The organism is Streptomyces sp. NPDC012474, assembly GCF_042955185.1.
Classification (GTDB): Bacteria; Actinomycetota; Actinomycetes; order Streptomycetales; family Streptomycetaceae; genus Streptomyces; species Streptomyces cahuitamycinicus.
In genome coordinates, this window is sequence record NZ_JBIBEP010000018.1 from 117,074 (window position 1) to 138,226 (window position 21,153).

Below are 21,153 nucleotides of genomic sequence, written 5' to 3' on the forward strand. Positions count from 1 at the left end.
CGCCCGGCATCCGCCCGGCATCCGCCCGGCTCTCGCGGCCTCGCACCCGGGCAGGTCGGGTCTCGTGGCCCCGCCCTTGGGTCGGCCGGGCCTCGCGGCCCCGCACCCGGGCAGGCCGGGCCTTGCGGCCCGGCTCCCGAGCAGGTCGGGATTCGCGGCCCCGCACCCGGGCCTGCCGTGCCGCGCGGCCCCGCCCTGGGCAGCCGCACAATCCCCGCCGGACCCCGTTGGGACCACGCAGCCACCCGGCTCGAACGCCTGTACCGCCCACCCACGCCCGTGCTGTCGTGAGCTGCCCTTCCCCCGAAGCACCCGTGCCCGACGGCACGGATCCGAGGAGCCGTGATGCCCGAAGCACCACCGGACGACGAGCCCGCCCTGCACGTCGAGGGCCTCGACGTGACCTACGGGCGCGCCCTGTCCGCCCTGCGCTCCGTGTCCCTGACCGTCCCGCACGGCACGGTCGTCGCCCTGCTCGGCGCCAACGGCGCGGGCAAGACCACCCTGCTGCGGGCGGTGTCGGGCACCCTGCGCCTGCACCGCGGCGCGATCACGGCCGGCCGTATCCACTACGGCGCGACGGAACTCGACGGGCGCGACCCGGTCTCCGCGGTGCGCGCCGGAGTCGTCCAGGTCCCCGAGGGGCGCCGGGTCTTCGCCGGGCTCACCGTCGACGAGAACCTGCGCTCCGGCGGCCTCGGCCTCGGGCGGCGCCGCCCCGACCAGGTCGCCCAGGCCAGGGAGCGGGTCTTCACGCTCTTCCCGCGCCTCGCCGAACGCACCCGGCAGGCGGCGGGGCTGCTGTCCGGCGGCGAGCAGCAGATGCTCGCCATCGGCCGGTCCCTCATGGCCGCGCCCCGTCTGCTCCTGCTCGACGAGCCCTCCCTGGGCCTCGCCCCGCAGATGGTCCACCGGATCGCCGAGGTCGTGCGCGAGATCAACTCCCAGGGCACCGCCGTCCTGCTCGTCGAGCAGAACGCCGGCATGGCACTGTCCCTCGCCGACACCGCCCACGTCCTGGAGGTCGGCGAGGTCCGGCTCTCCGGACCCGCCGCCGACCTCGCCCGCACGGACGCCGTGAAGCGCCTGTACCTGGGCGAGACCACCGGCGAAGCGACCGAGACAGCGCAGAGAGCCGGAACCACCGAGGGGCAGGGAGCCGCGTGACCGTCCGCACCACCGCACCGCCCGAACTCACCGTGACGGACGTGACCGTCCGCTTCGCCGGACTCACCGCCCTGGACGCGGTGTCGTTCACCGTCGCCCCGGGCTCCGTCCACGCCCTCATCGGACCCAATGGAGCGGGCAAGTCCACCTGCTTCAACGTGCTCTCGGGACTGTGCCGCCCGGCCACCGGCACCGTACGGCTCGGGGACGCCGACCTGACCAGGCTCGCCCCGCACCGCATCGCAGCCCTCGGCGTCGCCCGCACCTTCCAGAACATCGTCACCACCCAGGGCACGGTCGCCGACAACCTGATGCTCGGCCGCCACGCCCTGTCCCGCTCCGGGTTCGCCGCCACCGCACTGCGCCTGCCCCACGCCCGACGCGAGCAGCGCGAGCACCTCGCCCGCGCCCGCGAGATCGCCGAACTCACCGGCCTCGCGCAGCACTTCGACCACCCGGTCGCCCTGCTCTCCTACGGCGACCGCAAACGCGTGGAGTTCGCCCGTGCCCTCTGCCTGGAGCCAAGCGTCCTGCTGCTGGACGAACCCGTCGCGGGGATGAACGCGGCCGAACGCTCCCGCACGGCCGAGGTCGTGCACACCGTACGGGCCGAACTCGGCCTGTCCGTCGTCCTGGTCGAGCACGACATGGGCCTGGTGATGCGGCTCGCCGACGAGGTCACCGTCCTCGACTTCGGCCGCCGCATCGCGCACGGCGCCCCGGACGAGGTCCGCAGCGACCCCGAGGTGCTGCGCGCCTACCTGGGCACCGGCGCCGAGCAGGAGGACGCGGCATGACCTCCCTCCTCGACAACGTCTTCAACGGCCTCGCCCTGGGCTCGGTCTACGCCCTCGTCGCCCTCGGCTTCGTCATCATCTTCAAGGCCTCCGGCGTCATGAACTTCGCCCACGGCTCCCTGCTCCTGCTCGGTGGCTACCTCACCGCCGTACTCCACGACGACCTCGGCTTCGCCGGGGCCCTGGCGACGTCCGTCCTGGCGACGGCGGCCGTGGCCGGAGCCATGGACCGCTTCCTGCTCCAGGCCGGCGGGCCGGACCCGCACACCGCCCATGTGCAGACCATCGTCACCATCGGCGTCGACATCCTCATCCTCACCGACCTGTCGCGGCGCATCGGCGGCGATCTGCTCTCGCTCGGCGACCCGTGGGGCGACTCGGTCAGCGGGCTCGGGCCGGTGACCGTGGCGGACAGCCGTATCGCCGCGATCGTGGTCTCCGCCGTGGTCATCGCCGGTGTCTTCGCCCTGTTCCGGTACACCACGTGGGGCCTGTCGCTGCGCGCCGCGGCCGAGGATGTCGAGGCGGCCTCCCTGATGGGCGTACGGCTGGTGCGGGTCCGCATGACGGCCTGGTGCCTGGCCGGAGCGCTGGCCGCCCTGGCGGCGGTCTTCCTCGCCGCGTTCCCCGCGCCGGGCCTGGAGCGCACCACGGGCCAGATCGCCCTGAAGGCGTTCCCGGCGGCGATCCTCGGCGGCATGGCCTCACCGCCAGGCGCCCTCGCGGGCAGTCTGCTGATCGGCATGACCGAGGCGCTCGTCGCGGGCTACCAGTCCGAACTGCACGTCCTGGGCGAGGGGTTCGGCGACGTCGCCCCCTACGCGGTGATGGTCCTGGTGCTGCTCGTGCGGCCGACGGGGCTGTTCGGCGGGAAGGCGGCGGTCCGTGTCTGAGCGACTCCCGCGCGCCGGCGCGATCCGCCCGGGCCTGATCCTCGCGGCCGTCACCGTCCTGTGCGCCCTGCCCTTCTACCTCGACGCGTTCTGGCTGCGCATCGGCCTGTTCTCCATGGCGACGGCCGTGGGCGCGGTGGGCCTGGGCCTGCTGTCCGGCACTGCGGGCCAACTCTCCCTCGGTCACGCCTTCTTCCTGGCCGTGGGCGCCTACGGGTACGTCTGGCTGGCCGGTGAGCCCGGACCGGGCCTGCCGACCGCCGTGGCCGCCGTGCTCGCGGTGCTGCTCGCCGGTGCGGCCGGCGGGATCTTCAGCCCCGTCGCCGGCCGGGTGCGCGGCATCTACCTGGGCGTCGCCACCCTCGCCCTGGTCTTCCTCGGCCACCACGTCCTGCTGACCGCCGACTCCGTCACCGGCGGATTCAACGGCCGCTCGGTGCCGCCGCTGGAACTGGGCGGCTTCTCCTTCTCCGCGGACTCCGAACTGACCCTGCTGGGCGTCCCGTTCGGCGCCGAGGAACGGCTCTGGTACCTGGGACTCGCGCTGTTCGCGGTCACCTGGTTCACCGCCCGCGGACTGCTTCGCGGCCGTCCGGGACGCGCCCTGGTGGCGCTGCGCGACAGCGAGACCGCGGCCGCCGTGATGGGCGTGAACGTCTCCCGCTACCGCTCGGCGGCCTTCGTGGTGTCGTCGATGTACGCGGGCCTGGCCGGAGTGATGCTCGCCCTCTCCTTCCGCCGCGTCGTGCCCGACTACTTCGGCCTCGTGCTGTCGGTCGACTACCTCGCCATGATCGTCATCGGCGGGCTGGGATCGGTGGCCGGAGCCACTGCGGGCGCCGTCTTCGTCACCGCGCTGCCCCTGCTGATGACCCGCTACGCCGACCAACTCCCACTGGTGGCCGCGCCCGGCACCACCGACGGCACGGTCGGCCCCACCGAGGCCGCCCGCTACCTCTACGGAGCGGCGATCGTCCTCATCCTCCTCTTCGCCCCCGACGGCCTGCACGGCCTGGTCCGCCGCCTGCGCGCGCGCCTGCGCGGCCGCCGGGCCGCGCCATCACCCGCCGGCAGCACCTTCCCGTCCCATCCGCCCACGTCGGCCGTACGAGCCAAGGAGCCCACCCCGTGAAGCCCACGCACCACCACACGCACCGCGCCGCACCGCGCACCGGAACGCTCCTGGCCGCGGCCCTCGCCGCCCTGCTGCTCGCGGGCACCGGATGCAGTTCCAAGGCCGGCTCCTCCGGGAGCGCCGACGACGGCGCCGACGGCATCAAGACCGGCCCCGGAGTGACCGGCAAGACCATCAGGCTCGGCGCCCTGACGGACCTCACCGGCCCCTACGCGACCCTCGGCAAGAGCATCGTGCAGGCCCAGCAGATGTGGGCGGACGAGGTCAACGCCCGCGGCGGCATCTGCGACCGGCGCATCGAGATCGTCGTCAAGGACCACGGCTACGACGTCCAGAAGGCCGTCACCGCCTACGCCGACCTCTCCGCGGACGTCGTGGCACTGCCGCAGGTCATCGGTTCGCCCGTGATGGCCGCGCTGCTCGACGACATCGAGCGGGACAGGGTGCTCACCTTCCCGCAGGCCTGGGCCGCCTCCCTGCTCGACCGCGACGCGGTCCAGGTCCTGGGCACCACCTACGACATCGACATGATCGCCGCGGTCGACTTCCTCACCCGCACCAAGGGACTCGCCAAGGGCGACACGATCGGCCACGTCTACTTCGAGGGCGACTACGGCGCCAACGCGCTGGAAGGCTCACGATGGGCCGCGGAGAAGGCGGGACTGAAGCTGGCCGGCCAGAAGATCAAGGCCACGGACACCGATCTGTCCGCGCAGGTCTCGGCCCTGCGCAAGGAGGGCGTCAAGGCGATCCTGATCAGCGCGGGACCGGCCCAGACGGCCTCACTGGTCGGCGTCGCGGCCTCCCGGGGCCTGAAGGTTCCCGTCGTCAGCAGCGCCCCCGGCTACGCCCCGCAGCTGATGAAGACTCCGGCCGCCCCCGCCCTGGCGGCCCTGCTGAACGTGGTCAGCGCGGCACCCGCGGTCAGCTCCGACCTGGCCGGAGTGCGCGAGATGGTCGCCGCCTACAAGAAGAAGTACCCGGACTCCCTCGTCGACTCCGGCGTGCTCTCCGGCTACAACGCCGCTCAGCTGATGGGCACGGATCTGAAGAAGGCCTGTGAGAACGGCAGCCTGTCCCGCGAGGGCGTGGTCAAGGCCCACCGCTCCCAGTCCAGCGTCGACGTCGGCCTCGGCACCGCACAGAACTTCTCCGACAAGGCGCGGCCCGCGAACACCTCGACATACGTGCACAAGCCGGATGCCAAGGCGGTCGGAGCCGCGGTGAACGTGGAGGACGCCCACACCGCGCCGGGTGTCGAGAAGTACCTCGCATCCCGCACCCGGTGACACCCCCGGGCCCGGTCTCACCCGGGCGGTGGCTCTTCGACCTGCCGAGAGCCGGCGAAGCGCTCCGCCCTAGGATCGGTCCGTGATCGCTGATCTGCAGTGCGTGGTGCTGGATTGCCCGGAACCGTTGGAGCTGGCCTCGTTCTACCGGTCGCTTCTCGGTGGCACCGTCAACCAGCCGGACCGGCGGTGGGCGGTGAGCGACGCCTGGGCGACGTTGCACACGGCGTCCGGTGTCGTCCTGGCCTTCCAACGGGCGGCGGATTACCGGCCGCCCGTGTGGCCCGACCCGGCCAGGCCGCAGCAGTTCCACCTCGACTTCACCGTCGCCGACCTGGACCTGGCGGAGAAGCAGGTGCTGGCCCGGGGAGCGACGCTGCTGGACGCCGGTACGGGCGGGCGGAGCTGGCGGATCTGTGCCGACCCGGCGGGGCATCCGTTCTGTCTGGTCCGCCACTGAGGTGCGACCGCGCACAGTGCCCGGTGGGTCGTCTCAGCCGTGTGACAGGACGCGCGGGTGAAGGTGCCCTCGGGGCCGTCGGCACGGCCGGCCGACCACTGTTGGAGGACCCCCGTGACCGATGCCGCGCCCGCGTCGCTGCCCGCCCCGCCCTACTACGCCGTGGTGTTCACCGCTGTGCGGACCGCAGGCGACAACGGCTACGCGGAGACGGGCGAGCGGATGATGAGACTGGCTGCCGACCAGCCGGGATTCCTCGGCGTCGGCTCCGCCCGCGGGGCGAACGGCCTGGGGATCACGGTGTCGTACTGGAGGGACGAGGAATCGATCGCGGCCTGGCGGAATCACGCGGAGCACATCCTGGCCCGTGCGCGCGGACGCGAGCGCTGGTACGCCTCGTTCGCGCTCCACGTGGCCGAGGTCGAGCGCGCCTACGGGTTCACCCGCCCCGCAGAGCTGTAGCTCCACCGCCCGGACGCAGCGGCGTTACCGGTCCCGGGCGGCGGCGGGAGGCATGCTGGTAGCCGCGACCGGCGTACGCGCGACGCGGATGCCGCGACGACGAAGCGGGCGCGCGTGACCCGCGTCCTGAAACAGGTGAGGGGCACCAGGTGGTGGACGACCGGCGAGCGGATGTGCCGCCCGGCACGGAGGCCGGTGTACTGGCGGACCGTCTCAAGGAGCGGATCTACGCGACGATCACGATGATCGCCGTCGTGGTCGGACTGTCCCTCGGTGACGTGGGCTCCCTCGGCGCCGTCGCCACGGTACTGACGACCGCACTGGGCCTGTGGCTCGCGGCGTTCGTCGCCGACCAGCAGGCGCACCGGACGGTCCACCGCCACCTCGCCACCGGCCGTGAGCTGCGCCGCATGCTGTACGTCAGCAGCCCGCTGCTGTCCTGCGCCGTGGGCCCGGCCGTACTGATCGCTCTGGCCGCGCTGGACGTCCTGTCCCTGAACACAGCGCTGTTGACGGCGGCGGGGGTGTGTGTCCTCTCCCTCTTCCTGTGGGGTTGTCTGGGCGGGCTGCGGATGGGAGGCGGCGTCCTGGCGGCGGTTGTGGCTGGCCTCGCGGACGCGGTGATCGGTGTGGCGGTCGCCCTGGTGAAGGCGGCGGCCGGGCACTGATCCGGCGCGGTGACGAGCCGACGGCATCCGCAGCCGGTGACCAGCCGCTGCCTACGCCTCGTTGCGACTCGCCACGGGTCGCTGCCACCATACGGCCGTCGCGTCGCGCAGGGTGTTGGTGCCGCAGTGCACCTCGCCCATACCGAGGTGGTACGTGTACCAGTCGTCGATGTACGAGACCTTCAGGCCGGCCCGCTGGTAGGCGGCGGTGACGGCTTCCGTGAAGATGTCCTGGCCGCCGATGACCGGTCCCCACTGGCGGGGCGCGAGGTAGCGGTCGCGCGCCAGGAGCACGCCGTTGACCGCACCGGGAACGTATGCGCTGGTCCTCACCGTCGCCGGAGCCGCCGCCCGCCGGGCGGGGTTCTCCGCGAGCCATTTCTGCTGGCCCTGCTCACGGAGGCTGTCCACGAGGTCGGAACCGGCGCCCATGCGCGTCAGACGCGGCACGGGAACCTCCTGTCCGTCGGCGGTCAGAGCCTCCGAGTCACGGGTGTACAGCGCGGGTACCCGCACGATCTCCTCGTCGGTGACCCCTGTCTCGCGCTTGAGGATCTCCAGGTTGGCCGCGATGCGACGCGCCGCCATCTCGTTGTCCGCCACCAGGTGACGGGAGGCGAGCGCCTGGTCGATGGTTTCCTTGGGCGCCGGAGTGTCACTGCGGCCCGGGACGGAGAACATCTTCGTTGTGCCGTGGCCGTCGCGTTGGGCGTCGCGGAGCAGTTGCAGCCCCGACCGCGGGTCGGCGATGCCGATGCGCCAGCCGCGCGGGGTGTCGGCGGGCAGGAACTGCACGAACTCGTCGACGTGCCCCACGCCCAGCCAGGAGGTGTCCAGCAGCAGCGGGTTCTGCAACCCCTGCGCCGTGAGCATCGTCCGCATCACCTTCGACGGGCGCGCCCCGCTGTCCTTGCGCTCGCCCATGATGATCCGCCCGGCCGGGAAGGAGCGTCCGCCGTGTGCGTAGGGCGGAATGGTCTCCAGGTTCCCCATGGAATTGAGCGACCAGTCGTCGGGCTCCGCCCCGTCGGTCACCTCCACGACACCCATGTCCCGGCCGCGCATCCTCTCGAACAGCTCCCGGCCCGCATCACGGTGCGGCTGGGCGGAACGCAGCATCACGCGCATCACCTGCCGCTGACCACCCGGCCCGGTCATGCTGACGTAGGCCGGTTCGACGAAGTCCTGGGCCCAGCGGTCGGCGTACATCTCGAAGGTGATGAGGGGCGTCGTGACCCCGGCCTTCCTGACCTCCTTCTCGAACGCGCTGACGAACTCGCGCTGCAGACGGCTGTCCGGGCCGTCGCCCTGGACCTTGGACACCATCACCTGCCGGGTGTCCTGAAGGTGATGCTGCGTCAGCAGCGGCGCGACGCGCAGGGTCACGGCGTCGGAGGCGGACTTCCGTCCGGACGTCACCGTCAGCCGGACCACCGCACGGCCGTCCCACTGCGCGGTGTCGCGGACGACGTCGGTGGCCTCGACACCGAACTCCGCGCCGGCGCGCAACTCGGCGGCCGTCAGCCGGGTCCCGGACGTCACCGGGATCCACCTGCCGGCACGCTTGAGGAAGAGGTGCGCGTGCTTGCCTCCCGTGCCGATCTTCAGACTGCCCGTGGCGTCCGCGGCAAGGCCGGGCAGGGGCACGGAACGGACCCGGGCGAGGTCGGCCGCGTCCGCGGTGCCGTTGACCTTCGTGTCGGAGCCGTCGTTGCACGCGGCCAGCTCGGCGTCGGACAGCGGCTCGCCATCGGGCGCGGTCGCCGGGCACCGCTTGGAGTCGTCATCGATGTTGGGCAGGAACACGGCTCCGCGGTCGACGGACCAGCTGTCCTCACCCTTGTTGTCGCTGCCCCCGGTGACGTCGACCCGCCCGTCGCGGTTCACATCCGCCCGCAGATCGGCCCGTACGCCCGTCTCGGCGGCGACGGCGGAGCCGGCCGGCCCCGCGAGCACGGATCCGGCGGCAGCCATGGCCAGGACCACCGACCCGGCCGGGTACAGGCGTGAGCGTATACGTCTGGGTGAACGCACGGCACGTTCCTCTCCGTTGGGGGCTTCCGCCCTTCAAGAGGTGGAACAGTGCCGGTGCGTTCACTGTGCGTCGAGAATCGCCTCGTCGGCGGTTCAGGCGATGGACGCCGAAATGATCGCGGACACAGCGAGGTTGCACGAGGCCGTCACCCAGACCGCGGGGTGAGGCTCCGTCTCGACCAGCGTCGCACCCAGGCGGCCCGGTGTGACCAGGTCCACGAGCAGGAACGCCAGCGCCATCATCACCAGTCCCAGCAGCCCGAACGCCGCGGTCGAGACCAGCCCCTTGCCGAAGTCCTCGTACGTCGTCCAGATCGACGTGAACACGATGCCGCCGATGCCGAGCAGCGCTGAGCTGAGGACGGTGGCCGCGTTCCGGTTGCGCTGTTCCCAGATCTGCCGCCCGAGCTTTCCAGGCGTCAGCACGTCGACCAGGACGATGCCGAGGAGCAACAGGACCAGTCCCAGACCGCCGTACGCGGTGGCCCGCCCGAGTCCGTTGACGATGTCGCTCATGGGGTTGCCAACTCCGAAGCGTAGAGATCAAGGAGAGGCAAAATGTAGCGCACACCTTCAGTCCGTTGATCGGCGCCCGGTCATCCATGACGCCGGCCTGTTCTCCGCATCCTGGACGACGCGGGAAGGGCATGCGCGATCATCATCCGATGGAGACTCAGTTCTCAGGCATTCCGGAGCTCGCCGAAGCCCCGTCCGTGGCCGTCGTGGTCGACGTCATGCGTGCCTTCACGGTGGCCGCCTGGGCCTTCGGCCGAGGGGCGGAGAAGATCGTGCTCGCGCAGTCGCTGGACGACGCCCTGGCGCTCAAGGCCCGCAACCCCGACTGGGTGACGCTCAAGGACGGTCCGCCCGCGCCCGGGTTCGACGCCGTCAACTCACCGGGACTGCTCCGCTCCGCCGACCTCGCCGGGCGGACCGTCGTGCAGAAGACCACGGCAGGGACGGTCGGCGCCCTCGCGGTCAGGGAGGCGTCGCTGGTGCTGTGCGCCGGCTTCGTGGTGGCGGAGGCAACGGCCCGGGTCCTGCGGACGCGCGAGTGCGACCGCGTCACGTTCGTGGTCACCGGCGAGGACGGGCAGGCCGATGAGGACCTGGCGTGCGCCCAGTACATCGCCATGAGGGCTACCGAGGCCGGGACGGAGGCAGCCGGCTTCCTCCGGCGTGCCGGTGAGTCGCGTGCCGCCTCCGAGTTGGCGGAGGGCGTGCGTCGGGGCGTCCACCCCGATGACGTCGCGCTCTGTCTCGAGCTCGACCGGTTCCCCTTCGCCATGGTGGCGACCTCGGAACACTCCCTCATGGTCCTCCGCCCCTCGATGCGGAGCGCCGGGCCGGGACGGTGACGCGCCGGCTCTCGGGCCCGAGGCGGGGCCCGTGGCACGCTCGGTCGTCAGGCACCGTAGGGTCCGCGGTGGCGGCGAGATGATCCGGCGCCGGCAGAGGCGGACGAAGGAGCCCCACGTGATGGGAAGGGAATCGACAAGCCATGCGCGCCATCGGGGCGCGGAGCCCCGGGGAGGCGTCCCGGGGAGCGGAGCCGAAGAACCGGAACCGGTCGTCTTCCACACCAGCGGGCGCGCCGCCCACATCACACTCAACCGGCCCCGGGCCCTCAATGCCCTGACGCACACCATGGTCCGCCGCATCGACGAGGCCCTCACCGAGTGGGAGCGGAACCCTGCCGTGGAGACCGTGGTCATCACCGGCGCGGGGGAGCGCGGCCTCTGTGCCGGCGGTGACATCCGGGCCATCCACGACGACGCCCGCGACGGCGACGGCACGGCCTCCGCCGCGTTCTGGCGCGACGAATACCGCCTCAACGCGCGCATCGCCCGCTACGCGAAGCCGTACGTCGCCGTGATGGACGGCATCGTGATGGGAGGCGGCGTCGGTGTCTCCGCGCACGGCAGCGTCCGTGTCGTCACCGAGCGGTCCCGGGTCGCCATGCCGGAGACCGGCATCGGCTTCGTGCCGGACGTGGGCGGCACCCATCTGCTCGCCCTGGCCCCCGGGGAGTCGGGTACGCATCTCGCCCTGACGGGCACTCAGGTCGGGGCTGCCGATGCGCTGTGGTGCGGACTCGCGGACCACTACGTGCCGACGGCCTCACTGCCGGAGTTCCTCGACGCCCTGGCCGAGCTGCCCGTGGAGGACGCCTTGGACGGCCATGTGCGGACACCCCCGCAGGGCGTCCTGGCCGCCCGGCGCGACTGGATCGACGCCTGCTACGCCGCCGACACCGTCGAGGAGATCGTGCGTCGGCTGCTCGCGCACGGCGACCCCGCCGCCGAAGAGGCCGCGGAGACCCTGCCCGCCAGGTCGCCGACCGCCCTCAAGGTCACCCTCGCCTCCCTTCGCCGCGCACGGAAGCTCGGCCCGCTGGAGCTGGTCCTGAACCAGGAGTACCGCGTCTCCTGCGCTGCCCTGGACATGCCCGACCTGGTGGAGGGAATCCGCGCCCAGGTCGTCGACAAGGACCGCCGGCCGCGCTGGTCCCCGAAGACCCTGGCCGAGGTCACCGACACCGATGTCGAGCGCTTCTTCACCCCGCTCGGCGAGCGCGAACTCGGGCTGTCACCCCTGATGCACTGACGCTCGGTCTGTCACCGCCGACGAAGGCCGACTGCGTTGCCGAGAGGGGATGCCGGGGGCGGCGGGCCTCCGGCACCCCATCACCTTCACGGCATGTCAGAGCATGAGCAGCAGCCGCGTGTTGGGCACGAGCTTCCGGTTGACGCTGGTGCTCTGCACGAAGATGGTGAAGTGGTCATTGTGGTCCGGCTTGACACGGGCTTCCGCGTCGGGCAGGCCGAGCAGGGTTCGTGCCTCGGGTCCCGTGAACACGCGGTCCGTCTTCTTCTCCAGCACCGCGATCTGCTTCTGCGCCTGGATCTTCTCCGACTTGCTCAGCTGGTAGAACGCCGCACCGGTCCGGTAGGTGTGCCCGCATTCGACGACCCACTCCTTGATGGCCGCGTTGCGGGCCACCGGTATCAGCTGGTACTTCGACGGATCGACCGGCGTGAGGCCGGCCGCCTTGATGGTGTCCTGGTTGACCGCTTCCGCACCGGTGGAGAACACCGCGCGCGATCCCCGGATGCCCTGGGTGCGGCCCATCATGAAGTTCTCGGTGGCCTGACGGATGACCTGCCCGGCCTCCTCCAGGCCCTGCGTGCTCGTGGCGTCCCAGATCGCGATGTTGTCCCTGGGGAATCCGCACTGCATGGCCTCGCGCTTGCCCATCTGGTCGGGCACCAGGACGGCCAGCGTCCAGTTGTCCTGCTGTGTCTCGATCATCCGGGCCACGGCCTGGACCAGTTCGCGGGGATCCCTGGCGGGGGAGTCCGGGCAGCGGTGACTCGCGTTCTCCTGTCCGTCGGTCAGCACGAACGTCAGGAAGCTGTGGTCGCCGTACAGTTGGGCCGTCTGGGCCAGCTCGTGCTGCGACTTCAGGGCGGCCGCCAGGAGGGCCGTCATCCCACCGGTCCGGTACAGCTGCTTCAGCGACGGCATGCGCAGCACGTCCTTGTCGTAGATGACGCAACTCACCTTGTCGGCGAAGACGTACACCGTGACACGGGTTTCCTGGTCGAGTTCCTTCGACCGGCGGGCAAGGTACGCGATCTGCTGATCGGCGACTTCGACGACCTTGTGGCTCAGGTGCGACATGGACGAGCTGGCATCGAGCACTAGAGCAACGTGATTGATGTAGTTCTGGCTTCCGGACATCACAACTCCCCCTCGTTCCGGTGTTCCGGTTTGATGCTTCTACCTTCTCACCCACCACTGACAATCGATCTTGGTTCGCGGCGCCCGAGCGGTCAGCCGTGTAGGTTCCGAATAGAGATGTCGTTGTCCAAGTGATTTGTCATCGACTTGTCGTCCGACTCGTTCAGCTGAGTCTCTACTGCGGCCTGTCCCGTGACCATATGACCGGGTCTGGGGGCCAGATGCGGATCGAGGCGACGCCCACGATGCGCTGTCGTTACCCCGCTCTAGGGGCGGCGGGCCAGCAAGTGGGCATCGAGGAAGCCCCGCTCGGAGGCCGGGTCGTGGATCAGCCGGGCGACCGTGACGAGCCCAGCCCCAGCCAGCAATTCGGCGAACCGGTCCACCGGCCAGCTATAGGCAGGCGTCACCTTGTGGTCGAAGCGGACCGGCTCCGGTCCGTCGGTCGCGAAGAATGAGACCAAGAGCAGGCCCCCAGGCGCCAGGACACGTACCTGCTCGGCAAGCAGCGCGGGCAGTTCCCCAGGCGGGGTATGGATCATTGAGTAGTGGGCCAGCACGCCGCCGAGCGCGCCGTCCTCGACCGGCAGAGCCTCCATCCGCGCCTCGTCGAACCGCAGCGCCGGATGGGCCCGGCGGGCGTGGTCGACCATAGCCGGGGAGAGGTCGAGTCCGAAGGCGTCCAGCCCCAAGTCGTGCAGCATGGCCGTCAGATGTCCGGGCCCACACCCGACGTCGGCCGCCCCTGGGATTCCCGTCCCGCGCACCAGCTCGGCAAAGGTGCCGATCATGTTCCGCGCGAACGGCTGCGTCTCCAGCCGATTGGCGAACATCGACGCATACAACTCGACGACTCCGTCGTAGGCCGCCCTGGTTTGTTCCTGGTGCTCCACCATGGGAAGGAAGCTAACATCCCGCACCTTCGCAGCTTCTCCGGCCCCGTGCCGCCCCCACCTCGGCGCCAGCGTCACGCTGGCCGTCCGCGGTCCAGTCTTTCGTTTGGTTTGTCCGCCTTTCCGCTCAGGCTAGCGCTGGTGGCGGCCAGTGTCCTGGTGTCGAAGACATCGGACACGAAGGGGCGACCATGGGGTCTGGAACGGGCGACGAGGACGCGACAGATAGCCGGACGGTCCGGGTCACGTATCGACGGGGCAACGGACGGCTGGTCGAGGCTGCGCTCGACCGGGTCCCGGTGGACGAGGTCGCCAGAGGACTGCCCGTACGCGAGTTCCGTTGGTACCGGGGCCAGAAGCACTATTCGGGCTGGTACCACGCCGCGACGACGGGCCGGATGGTGGCCTACGAGAGCCGGTTGGAACTCGCCCGCATCCTGATCGCCGACTTCGCCAGTGACGTCACGGAGATCGCGGCCCAGCCCTTCCAACTGGTCGGCTCGGACGGTACGCGCATCCGCCGCCACGTTCCCGATCTGTTCCTCGTCCATGCCGACGGTCTGGTGACCGTCGTGGACGTCAAAGCCCCCTCACACATGAAGGATCCCAAGGTGATCGCTCAGTTCGACTGGACACGTCAGGTGTGTTCGCGCCGCGGCTGGGTCTATGAGACCTGGTCGGGGGCCGAACCTGCCGTCGTGGAGAACGTGCGCTTCCTGGCTGGCTACCGGCGCCGCGACTTGGTGGAGACCTCGCTCTTCGCGCGTGTGCTGGAGGTTGCCGTGGACCAGCCGACGATCGGCGGCATCGAGGCCGCGCTGGACGGACAGCCGTGCGAGATCGTCCGGCCGGTCGTCCTGTACTTGGTCTGGTCCGGTCAGCTCGTCACCGACCTGCGTGCTCCGCTGAGCCGTGCGAGCCGCATCGGGGTGGCGGCATGAACGCGTACGCGATGACCCTGTTCCCGGGGGCCCGGGTCTTCTTCGGCGGTGATGTAGTCGAGGTCGTGGACGTCGAGGGTCTGCGGACGACGGTCCGCAATGAACGGACGGGTGAGTACAGCTCCGTTCCGCTCGGGCGGCTCGCAGCCGGGGCCCGGTCGATCGGTGAGGCCGCACCTGCTTCCGCGGAGGGGGTTGGCATGCTGCTGGCGAGCTTGTCGGCCAACCAGCGTCAGCGTCTGGAGGAACGGGCGGGGCACGTCCGCGAGGTGCTCAGCGGCTACCGGTCCGGGCACCCCGGCAGTGCTCTGCCGACGGAGCCCAGGCCCACATACGATCCCGGTCTTCCGTTGCAGGACCGGACTGCGGCCAAGGCCGCTGAGCTGGGTAACTCGACTCGCACGCTTCAGCGGTGGCTGACCGCCTACCGGGAGAGCGGTGAGGCCGGCCTCGTCGATGCCCGCGCGGGGAGGGTCTCAAGCGTCGATCCCCGTTGGGAGGAGGCGGTGCGTCGGGTGATGGCGGAGTCGGTGGCCGGTTCGACTCCCACGAGGTCGGCTCTGCTGCTGCAGGCTGAGGAACGGCTGAACGGCGAGTATGGGAAGGGGACGGTTCGTGTCCCGTCCCGGAGCACGGCCTACGCCCGGCTCGCGTGGCTGGCCAAGGGCACGAACGCGGTCTCCGGCAGCGCTAAAGCCCGCCGCTCGATCGCGGAGAGGCCGCAGGGCACCTACGGGCGGCTGCGGGCCACCCGGCCCGGTGAGTACGTCGTGCTCGACACCCAGGACCTGGACATCTACGCCATGGAACCGGTGACCTGCCGCTGGGTTCCGCTCCAGCTCACCGTCGCCCAGGACCTGTTCTCACGCTGCATCGTCGGCCTGCGGGTGACGGCCTGCTCGACGAAGGCGGTGGACGTCGCCGGCGTGCTGTTCGAGGCGGTCTGCCCTCCGCTGGATGACACGATCCAGCCCGCGCTGTCTCCTTACCACGGGCTGTGGGACGAGGTGGTGTTCACCGAGGACGGGCCCGCCCCTGGCGGCGGGCTGTGTCCGCCGGAAACGCTGGTCATCGACCACGGTCGGGCGTTCATGTCCGCGCACGTGATCGGGGTCTGCACGCGGCTGGGGATGTCCATTCAGCCGGCCCAGCCCAAGAAGCCCACGGACAAGCCGACCGTCGAACGCTTCTTCCGCACCTTGCGGGAGGGGCTGATCCAGCACCTTCCCGCCTACAAGGGGCCCGACGTCCACAGCCGCGGACAGGCGGTCGAGGACGCGGCGTTCTTCTTCATCCACGAGGTGGAGGAGGTCATCCGCGAGTGGATCACTGAGGTCTACCACCGTCGTGAGCACGACGGCCTGGTCATCCCGCAGTGGCCGAGGCTGTCGCTGTCGCCGCTGGAGATGCTGCGCATCGGTCTGGCCCGCGCCGGGCGTCTCCGCATGCCGGCCTCGCCGGACCTGGCCTTCCAGTTTCTCGCGGTCAAACCGCGCACGATCCAGCACTACGGGGTCGAGGTCGATGGCCTGCGTTACAACGGTCCCTCGCTGGACGGCTACCGCAACGCACCCAGCCCCTACACCGGCCTTGGACGGCAGTGGCCGATCCACGTCAACCCCGACGACGTGCGCTTCGTCTACTTCCAGGACCCGGCCGACGACTCCTGGCATCCGCTGCACTGGGAACACGCTCCCGCGCTGAAGATGGCCTTCAGCGGAGAGGCCGCAGCATACGCCCGCCGTCTGGCCGCTCGCGAGGCCGGCACGTCGACGCCTCGCAGGCGCTCGCGGATCTTCTGGCCCGCTGGGACCAGGGCATGGTCACCGACCGGCGCGAACGCCGCATGGCGGTGCGGCTGTCGGCAGAACGCGGCGCTCTGTCTCTGCCGGTGCTGCCCGAGCAGGCGGGCCCCCTGACGCCCCCGGAGCTGAGGCTGGTGCCCGAGCTGCCGGCCGGGGACAGCGACGAGGAGGACGAGCTGTTCGACGCCCCCGAGGGCGACGACTTCTACGCCGACGCCTTCGAGGTGATCGAGTGAGGCAGCCCAAACTGTTCAGCCTCTCCCGCAAGGAGGGCTGGCGCCGCTTCGCCGACGCCCCGCCGCGCCAGCGGCCCGAGACCCTGACCCGGGCCCAACTGGCCGCGCTGGGCGAGGCGGCAGCCGAGGACTACAACGACTCGCGGCACGACTGGCACGCGAACTTCGGCATCGTGCAGACGCCGCAGCTCGCGGGCATCCACGACGAACTCGAACAGATCGTCGCCAGCAACCGACAGGACGGCGACCGCATCCGTTCCGCCGCCGTCATCGACGCGCTGCCGGGCCTGGGCAAGACCACCATCGCCAACCTGTTCGGCCGCGACTTGGACCGCCAGCAGATGCGCCGCCTGTCCACGGTCACCGAGGCCGGACACGAACGCATCCCCGTCTTCCGTGTCGGTCTGACCTCCAACACCACCCTGCGAACTCTGAACCGGATGATCTGCGAGTACTACGGCCACCCTGCCACCGACCGGGCGAACGCCGCGGCCCTGGCGAGTCACGCTCTGGACTGCGTCCTGTCCTGCGAGACCCAGCTCGGCATCATCGACGACATCCACTTCATCGATCTGGACCGCCGCGACGGCCTGGCGGTGTCGAACCATCTCAAGTGGCTCGCCAACGAGCTGCCGGTCACCTTCATCTATGTCGGTGTCGGCCTGGCCGAGCGGCGGTTCTTCGCCGACGGCCTGACCGGCAAGAACGTGGCCCTGGCCCAGACCGCCCGCCGCTGGACCCGCCTGGGTGTCGATCCGTTCCGTTTCGACATCGAGCAGGGCCGACGCCACTGGCGGAGCCTGATCAAGTCCCCTGAACGCCGACTCGTCCTCGCCGAACACCGGCCCGGGATGCTGCTGCGCAACGCCGACTACCTTTTCGAACGCACCAGCGGGCACATCGGGTCGTACTTCACGCTGCTCATGCGCGGCTGCTACCGCGCGATCCGCACCGGCACGGAAGCCGTCACCCGCGAGGTCCTCGACGGCATCCGACTCGATGAGGCATCCGAGCAGGCCCGCAAGCAGCTGGCCGCCACCATGGCCCACGCGAAGATCACTTCCGCGCTCGGTGATGCCTCGTGACCGAAACACGTGTGCTGCCCCTGCGGATGCCGATCCTGGACGGCGAGGGTCTGGACAGCTGGCTGGAGGCGATGAGCCGCCGCAACGGCCTGACGTTCTCCACGTTCTTGCGCGTCCTTGGCCTGTCCCGGCATTACCTCACCCGCCTGCTGGTCAGCGACCTGCCCGTCTCCGTGCTGCGCGAGCTGGAGGTCCGCACCGGTCTTCCGGCCGGCCGTCTCGATCACGCGGTGATCGACAGCGGTTTCCCCTTCAGCCCCAGGCGGCAGCGACGATGCCGGTTCTGTCCCCAGTGCCTCGCCGAGCGGGAAGGACGCTGGCTGCTGAAGTGGTGGCTGCCCTGGACATTCGCCTGCACCGTCCACCAGGCCATGCTGCACGACACCTGCCCCGGCTGCGGCGAAGGAGTACGCGTCAGGCTGCCGGGCCACACCCTCCGGTTCCCGGCGGGAACCTGCACCCTCGGCTCCCGGCTCGCGTCGGTCTGCGGCACCGACCTGACCAGTGCCAAGCTCCTTGAGCTGGACTCCGATCACCCGTTGCTCGCCGCCCAGCGCCGCGTCGACATCCTGCTCGTCGGCCCGTCCACGGCCCACACGGTGCTGGCCGACCTGAACCAGTGCACGTCATGGCTGATGCACACGATCGACGGCAACGACATCCAGGCGATGGGCCCGGTGGTCCGAGAACAGTGGCACCGCAGGCCGTTGGCTACGCGGACTCCCGCCGACCGGGCCAAGCCGCTCGGCGCCGTCGTGAGTGGCGTCATCGCTCACGCGGCTCTGCCCTTCCTCGACACATCCGATGAAACCTTCGCCGCCCACACTCTCCACGTCCTGCGAGCCCGGCACGACACCCCGAACAAGGTGATCCCCCGAGGCATGACCGCCGAACAGTGGTCCCAGCTCTCACCTGGCACACAGCACCGGTTCCTGCACGCCGGCGACCAGATCATGGGCGCCCTGGACCGCATCCGTTTCTCCTCCTCCACCCCACACGCCCGCGTCCCCGAGCCCGGTGATCACAGCGCGAGTGCACGCATCCGGCACGTTCCGCAGCTCCTCTGGCCCGGTTGGACAGTGCGGCTCATGCCCCGGGAGGGAATGCAGGAGAACCTCTTCCGCGGCATCGCCGCCGCACTGCTCCTGCTGCCCGGAGAACCCGTCCTGCGGGCACGCGGCGTCACCGACCGGTTGGGACCCCACCTGCCGAACGCCATGACCCTCACCTTGCAGCGAGCCCTCAAGTCCGGCCACCCGGACGTGCTCACCGCACTCTGCAACCTCGCCCACCACCTCGACGACCACGGCAGCCCCATCGACTACGAGCGTCGCCGGCGCCTCGTCCCCGCGGCCCCGATCAGCCCCGACCAATGGCGCGAGCTCTGTTTCCGCACCGGCACCCAGCCCGGTGAACAGCTCAACAACAAGACCACCCAGGCCCCCCGCTACCTCAATGCCCAGCGCTACCTCAACCAGCTCCTCACCGGCTCCGACCTGACCGATCCACGCCACCCCCTCGTCCTGCGGTCGGCACCCGACCGATCCCGGTACTTCGCCTTCCCGCCCTCCCTGACCCTCGACCAGCGAGACGCTCTGCATCAGCACGCGATCGGCATCCTGCACGACCTGAACATCGACGAGCCCCTGACCTGGGAACCGCCGCAAGAATGCGCCGATGGACTCGACCTCCCCGGCCGACGCCTCGACGACATCGACCTGGAAGAAGTACGCCGCATCGTCATCACCGAACAGCGGGCGCCCCGAGAAGCGGCCAGGCAGCTGGACACCACCCTCACCCATATCCGGTTCGCACTCGAACAGGTCCCCCGCGAACCCCGCGAGTGGGGCAGGTCATCCAGTGTCGGCTCCTGGCGCCTCCACCAGCAGGCCAAGGACGTCCTCACCGCCGGCTTCCTGCAACGCGAGTACGTCGACCGCGACAAAACCCTGACCCGCATCGCACAAGAAACCGGAATCCCCCGCCACATCGCCGTCGTCCAAGCCCGCACCCTCGGCTTCACCGTCCGCCGCACCCGCAAACCCTTCCCCATCGACGAGACCTGGCTGCGCGAGCAATACCTCACCCACAAGCGCTCGACCCTCGACATCGCCGAAGAACTCGGCACCGAAGACGAGACGGTCCGCCGACGCCTCAAGCACCTGAACATCCCCCTCCGGCCCCCAGGAGTGCACAGCCGCACCATCATGACCGCCAAGATCGACACCAGCCTCCCCCGCGACGTCCGATCCGCCGTCGAAGGCACCCTTCACGGCTGGCTCCGCCTCCACCGCTTCCAGATCGCCATGCGCTTCCCGTCCCTCGACAGCGCCGCCCACCACCTGAAGACCGAGCCCAACGCGCTGGTCACACAGTGCAAGCGGCTGGAACGCGACATCGGCACACGCCTCTTCGCCAGGGCAGCCTTCGGCCGCCCTCAACAGCCCACCCCACGGGGCCGACGACTACTTCGGCACCTCGAAACCGACCGCGTCCAGGCCCTGATGACCACCTCGCTCCCGCACGACCACACCCCCGCCCCACCCGACGACCACGTCCTGGAAGCCGCTCATGCCAAGTTCCAGACCCGCCGCAACCCCGGCCCGCCCACCCCCTTCGACGACATCGCCGTCGAACGCATCCGCGTCACCAAGCCAACGCTCGCCCTCCTGCACGATCTGCTCGCCCGCCCGCAACAGGAGTTCTACGGCGCCGAGGTCATCGCACGCACCGGACTCGACCCAGGAACCGTCTATCCCAAGCTCAAGCGGCTCGAACGAGCAGGCTGGCTCACCAGCCGGCTCGAAGACGACGCCACCTGGATGAGCAGAGCCACCCCAGGCCGGGGGCCCGGCAAGCGCCGCACCTACTACACCCTCACAGCCGAGGGCCACCGCGCCGCCCGCCACGAAGCCCAACACCGCAACGCGGCCTGAAGAATCCGACAGATCGGCCGGACAAAGCCCCGACAAGAAGCCTGGACAGCATCCCAAAACACCAGGTCACGTCGCCACCGGCCGACAACTGAAATCGGAACCTACAAGCCGGTTCGCCCCGTGCGGGGTTACTCCTCGCCTACCGGCCCCCGCGCCGAAGGCGTGGGATCGCCGGGTGGGCAGAGCACCGCGTCACGACAGCAGCATGCGCGTCCACGCGACGGCCAGGAGGACGCAGGCGAGCGTGAACAGGCCCTGCACGACGGCGGTGACGGGCATCCTCAGACGGGCGTGCACGAAGGCGCCGGCTGCCGCCAGGACCGGACCGCCCCAGACGATGAGCCAGGTGACAGGCGGGGTGTCGCGGGTGTGCGAGGCCGACGAGGAGTGTGGCGACGGCGCGGTTCCCATGCCGACCGCGACGAGCAGCAGCCCGGCGACGACGACGATGACGGCGTCCGCGACCAGGAGCAGCAGGGCGACGGCGATGTCGGTCAGCCGGGAGGGGCGTTCGCGCCGGGTCGGCGTCGGGGAGTCCTGGTCATCCGTGGACGGTGAGGCCATGACCCGACTGCACCACGGAATGGCGTGTTCAGGACCCTCCCGGA

Annotated in this window: 19 protein-coding genes; 14 read left to right on the plus strand and 5 right to left on the minus strand. The window is 70.4% G+C overall.

Annotated elements, in window-relative coordinates:
- The first annotated feature begins 345 nt into the window (after positions 1–345).
- The 8 genes from ACFY9S_RS31695 (at position 346) to ACFY9S_RS31730 (ending at position 6,871) form a co-directional block, all read left to right on the plus strand.
- On the plus strand, positions 346–1,167 hold the full coding sequence (locus tag ACFY9S_RS31695) for an ATP-binding cassette domain-containing protein (protein WP_391135140.1): 822 nt from the start codon (positions 346–348) through the stop codon (positions 1,165–1,167).
- Entirely contained in the window at positions 1,164–1,964 is an 801-nt protein-coding gene (locus ACFY9S_RS31700; RefSeq protein WP_391135143.1) for an ATP-binding cassette domain-containing protein, read from the plus strand. The genes ACFY9S_RS31695 and ACFY9S_RS31700 overlap by 4 nt, the downstream gene beginning before the upstream one ends.
- Complete coding sequence (locus ACFY9S_RS31705) at positions 1,961–2,857, plus strand: branched-chain amino acid ABC transporter permease (RefSeq protein ID WP_391135146.1); 897 nt, start codon at positions 1,961–1,963, stop codon at positions 2,855–2,857. The genes ACFY9S_RS31700 and ACFY9S_RS31705 overlap by 4 nt, the downstream gene beginning before the upstream one ends.
- Positions 2,850–3,989 (plus strand): branched-chain amino acid ABC transporter permease, encoded by a 1,140-nt coding sequence (locus ACFY9S_RS31710; RefSeq protein WP_391135149.1) that lies wholly within the window; start codon positions 2,850–2,852, stop codon positions 3,987–3,989. Before ACFY9S_RS31705 ends, ACFY9S_RS31710 begins: the two co-directional genes overlap by 8 nt.
- Positions 3,986–5,281, plus strand: coding sequence for an ABC transporter substrate-binding protein (locus tag ACFY9S_RS31715; protein ID WP_391135151.1), 1,296 nt, complete (start codon positions 3,986–3,988; stop codon positions 5,279–5,281). The genes ACFY9S_RS31710 and ACFY9S_RS31715 overlap by 4 nt, the downstream gene beginning before the upstream one ends.
- A gap of 82 nt (positions 5,282–5,363) precedes the next feature.
- Positions 5,364–5,741, plus strand: coding sequence for a VOC family protein (locus tag ACFY9S_RS31720; protein ID WP_391135154.1), 378 nt, complete (start codon positions 5,364–5,366; stop codon positions 5,739–5,741).
- Positions 5,742–5,855: 114 nt separating this feature from the next.
- Positions 5,856–6,203, plus strand: coding sequence for an antibiotic biosynthesis monooxygenase (locus ACFY9S_RS31725; RefSeq protein ID WP_391135157.1), 348 nt, complete (start codon positions 5,856–5,858; stop codon positions 6,201–6,203).
- Positions 6,204–6,355: 152 nt separating this feature from the next.
- Complete coding sequence (locus ACFY9S_RS31730) at positions 6,356–6,871, plus strand: hypothetical protein (RefSeq protein WP_391135160.1); 516 nt, start codon at positions 6,356–6,358, stop codon at positions 6,869–6,871.
- Between the two features lie 51 nt (positions 6,872–6,922).
- On the opposite strand, the gene ACFY9S_RS31735 is transcribed toward ACFY9S_RS31730, so the two are convergent.
- Entirely contained in the window at positions 6,923–8,845 is a 1,923-nt protein-coding gene (locus tag ACFY9S_RS31735) for a protein-arginine deiminase family protein (RefSeq protein ID WP_391135338.1), read from the minus strand.
- 153 nt (positions 8,846–8,998) lie between these two features.
- Positions 8,999–9,421: a DUF350 domain-containing protein gene (locus tag ACFY9S_RS31740; protein ID WP_391135163.1), complete on the minus strand. Its 423-nt coding sequence runs from the start codon at positions 9,419–9,421 to the stop codon at positions 8,999–9,001.
- Between the two features lie 149 nt (positions 9,422–9,570).
- Here ACFY9S_RS31740 and ACFY9S_RS31745 point away from each other — a divergent pair, with 149 nt between their 5' ends.
- Together ACFY9S_RS31745 and ACFY9S_RS31750 are read left to right on the plus strand one after the other, a co-directional pair.
- Positions 9,571–10,263 (plus strand): 2-phosphosulfolactate phosphatase, encoded by a 693-nt coding sequence (locus tag ACFY9S_RS31745; RefSeq protein WP_391135166.1) that lies wholly within the window; start codon positions 9,571–9,573, stop codon positions 10,261–10,263.
- A 121-nt stretch (positions 10,264–10,384) separates the two neighbouring features.
- Positions 10,385–11,512: a 3-hydroxyisobutyryl-CoA hydrolase gene (locus ACFY9S_RS31750; protein WP_391135169.1), complete on the plus strand. Its 1,128-nt coding sequence runs from the start codon at positions 10,385–10,387 to the stop codon at positions 11,510–11,512.
- A gap of 96 nt (positions 11,513–11,608) precedes the next feature.
- On the opposite strand, the gene ACFY9S_RS31755 is transcribed toward ACFY9S_RS31750, so the two are convergent.
- Positions 11,609–12,649 (minus strand): vWA domain-containing protein, encoded by a 1,041-nt coding sequence (locus ACFY9S_RS31755; protein ID WP_391135172.1) that lies wholly within the window; start codon positions 12,647–12,649, stop codon positions 11,609–11,611.
- A gap of 266 nt (positions 12,650–12,915) precedes the next feature.
- Positions 12,916–13,545 (minus strand): methyltransferase domain-containing protein, encoded by a 630-nt coding sequence (locus tag ACFY9S_RS31760; protein ID WP_391135175.1) that lies wholly within the window; start codon positions 13,543–13,545, stop codon positions 12,916–12,918.
- A 188-nt stretch (positions 13,546–13,733) separates the two neighbouring features.
- Between ACFY9S_RS31760 and ACFY9S_RS31765 the strand changes: the two genes are divergently transcribed.
- The 4 genes from ACFY9S_RS31765 (at position 13,734) to ACFY9S_RS31780 (ending at position 20,545) form a co-directional block, all read left to right on the plus strand.
- Positions 13,734–14,483 (plus strand): TnsA-like heteromeric transposase endonuclease subunit, encoded by a 750-nt coding sequence (locus ACFY9S_RS31765; RefSeq protein ID WP_391135178.1) that lies wholly within the window; start codon positions 13,734–13,736, stop codon positions 14,481–14,483.
- Positions 14,480–16,402, plus strand: coding sequence for an integrase (locus ACFY9S_RS31770; RefSeq protein WP_391135181.1), 1,923 nt, complete (start codon positions 14,480–14,482; stop codon positions 16,400–16,402). The genes ACFY9S_RS31765 and ACFY9S_RS31770 overlap by 4 nt, the downstream gene beginning before the upstream one ends.
- A gap of 118 nt (positions 16,403–16,520) precedes the next feature.
- A complete protein-coding gene (locus ACFY9S_RS31775) occupies positions 16,521–17,609 on the plus strand; it encodes a TniB family NTP-binding protein (RefSeq protein WP_391135183.1) in 1,089 nt (362 codons plus the stop codon).
- On the plus strand, positions 17,606–20,545 hold the full coding sequence (locus ACFY9S_RS31780; RefSeq protein ID WP_391135186.1) for a TniQ family protein: 2,940 nt from the start codon (positions 17,606–17,608) through the stop codon (positions 20,543–20,545). The genes ACFY9S_RS31775 and ACFY9S_RS31780 overlap by 4 nt, the downstream gene beginning before the upstream one ends.
- 192 nt (positions 20,546–20,737) lie before the next feature.
- Here the strand turns inward: ACFY9S_RS31780 and ACFY9S_RS31785 are convergent, their stop codons facing one another.
- On the minus strand, positions 20,738–21,109 hold the full coding sequence (locus ACFY9S_RS31785; protein ID WP_391135189.1) for a hypothetical protein: 372 nt from the start codon (positions 21,107–21,109) through the stop codon (positions 20,738–20,740).
- Positions 21,110–21,153: the final 44 nt, after the last annotated feature.

Coding starts and splice junctions, on each gene's coding strand:
- ACFY9S_RS31765 (WP_391135178.1), top strand. CDS start 13,734: ATGGGGTCTGGAACGGGCGACGAGGACGCGACAGATAGCCGGACGGTC.
- ACFY9S_RS31740 (WP_391135163.1), bottom strand. CDS start 9,421: ATGAGCGACATCGTCAACGGACTCGGGCGGGCCACCGCGTACGGCGGT.
- ACFY9S_RS31755 (WP_391135172.1), bottom strand. CDS start 12,649: ATGTCCGGAAGCCAGAACTACATCAATCACGTTGCTCTAGTGCTCGAT.
- ACFY9S_RS31695 (WP_391135140.1), top strand. CDS start 346: ATGCCCGAAGCACCACCGGACGACGAGCCCGCCCTGCACGTCGAGGGC.
- ACFY9S_RS31745 (WP_391135166.1), top strand. CDS start 9,571: ATGGAGACTCAGTTCTCAGGCATTCCGGAGCTCGCCGAAGCCCCGTCC.
- ACFY9S_RS31770 (WP_391135181.1), top strand. CDS start 14,480: ATGAACGCGTACGCGATGACCCTGTTCCCGGGGGCCCGGGTCTTCTTC.
- ACFY9S_RS31735 (WP_391135338.1), bottom strand. CDS start 8,845: ATGGCTGCCGCCGGATCCGTGCTCGCGGGGCCGGCCGGCTCCGCCGTC.
- ACFY9S_RS31785 (WP_391135189.1), bottom strand. CDS start 21,109: ATGGCCTCACCGTCCACGGATGACCAGGACTCCCCGACGCCGACCCGG.
- ACFY9S_RS31750 (WP_391135169.1), top strand. CDS start 10,385: ATGGGAAGGGAATCGACAAGCCATGCGCGCCATCGGGGCGCGGAGCCC.
- ACFY9S_RS31705 (WP_391135146.1), top strand. CDS start 1,961: ATGACCTCCCTCCTCGACAACGTCTTCAACGGCCTCGCCCTGGGCTCG.
- ACFY9S_RS31760 (WP_391135175.1), bottom strand. CDS start 13,545: ATGGTGGAGCACCAGGAACAAACCAGGGCGGCCTACGACGGAGTCGTC.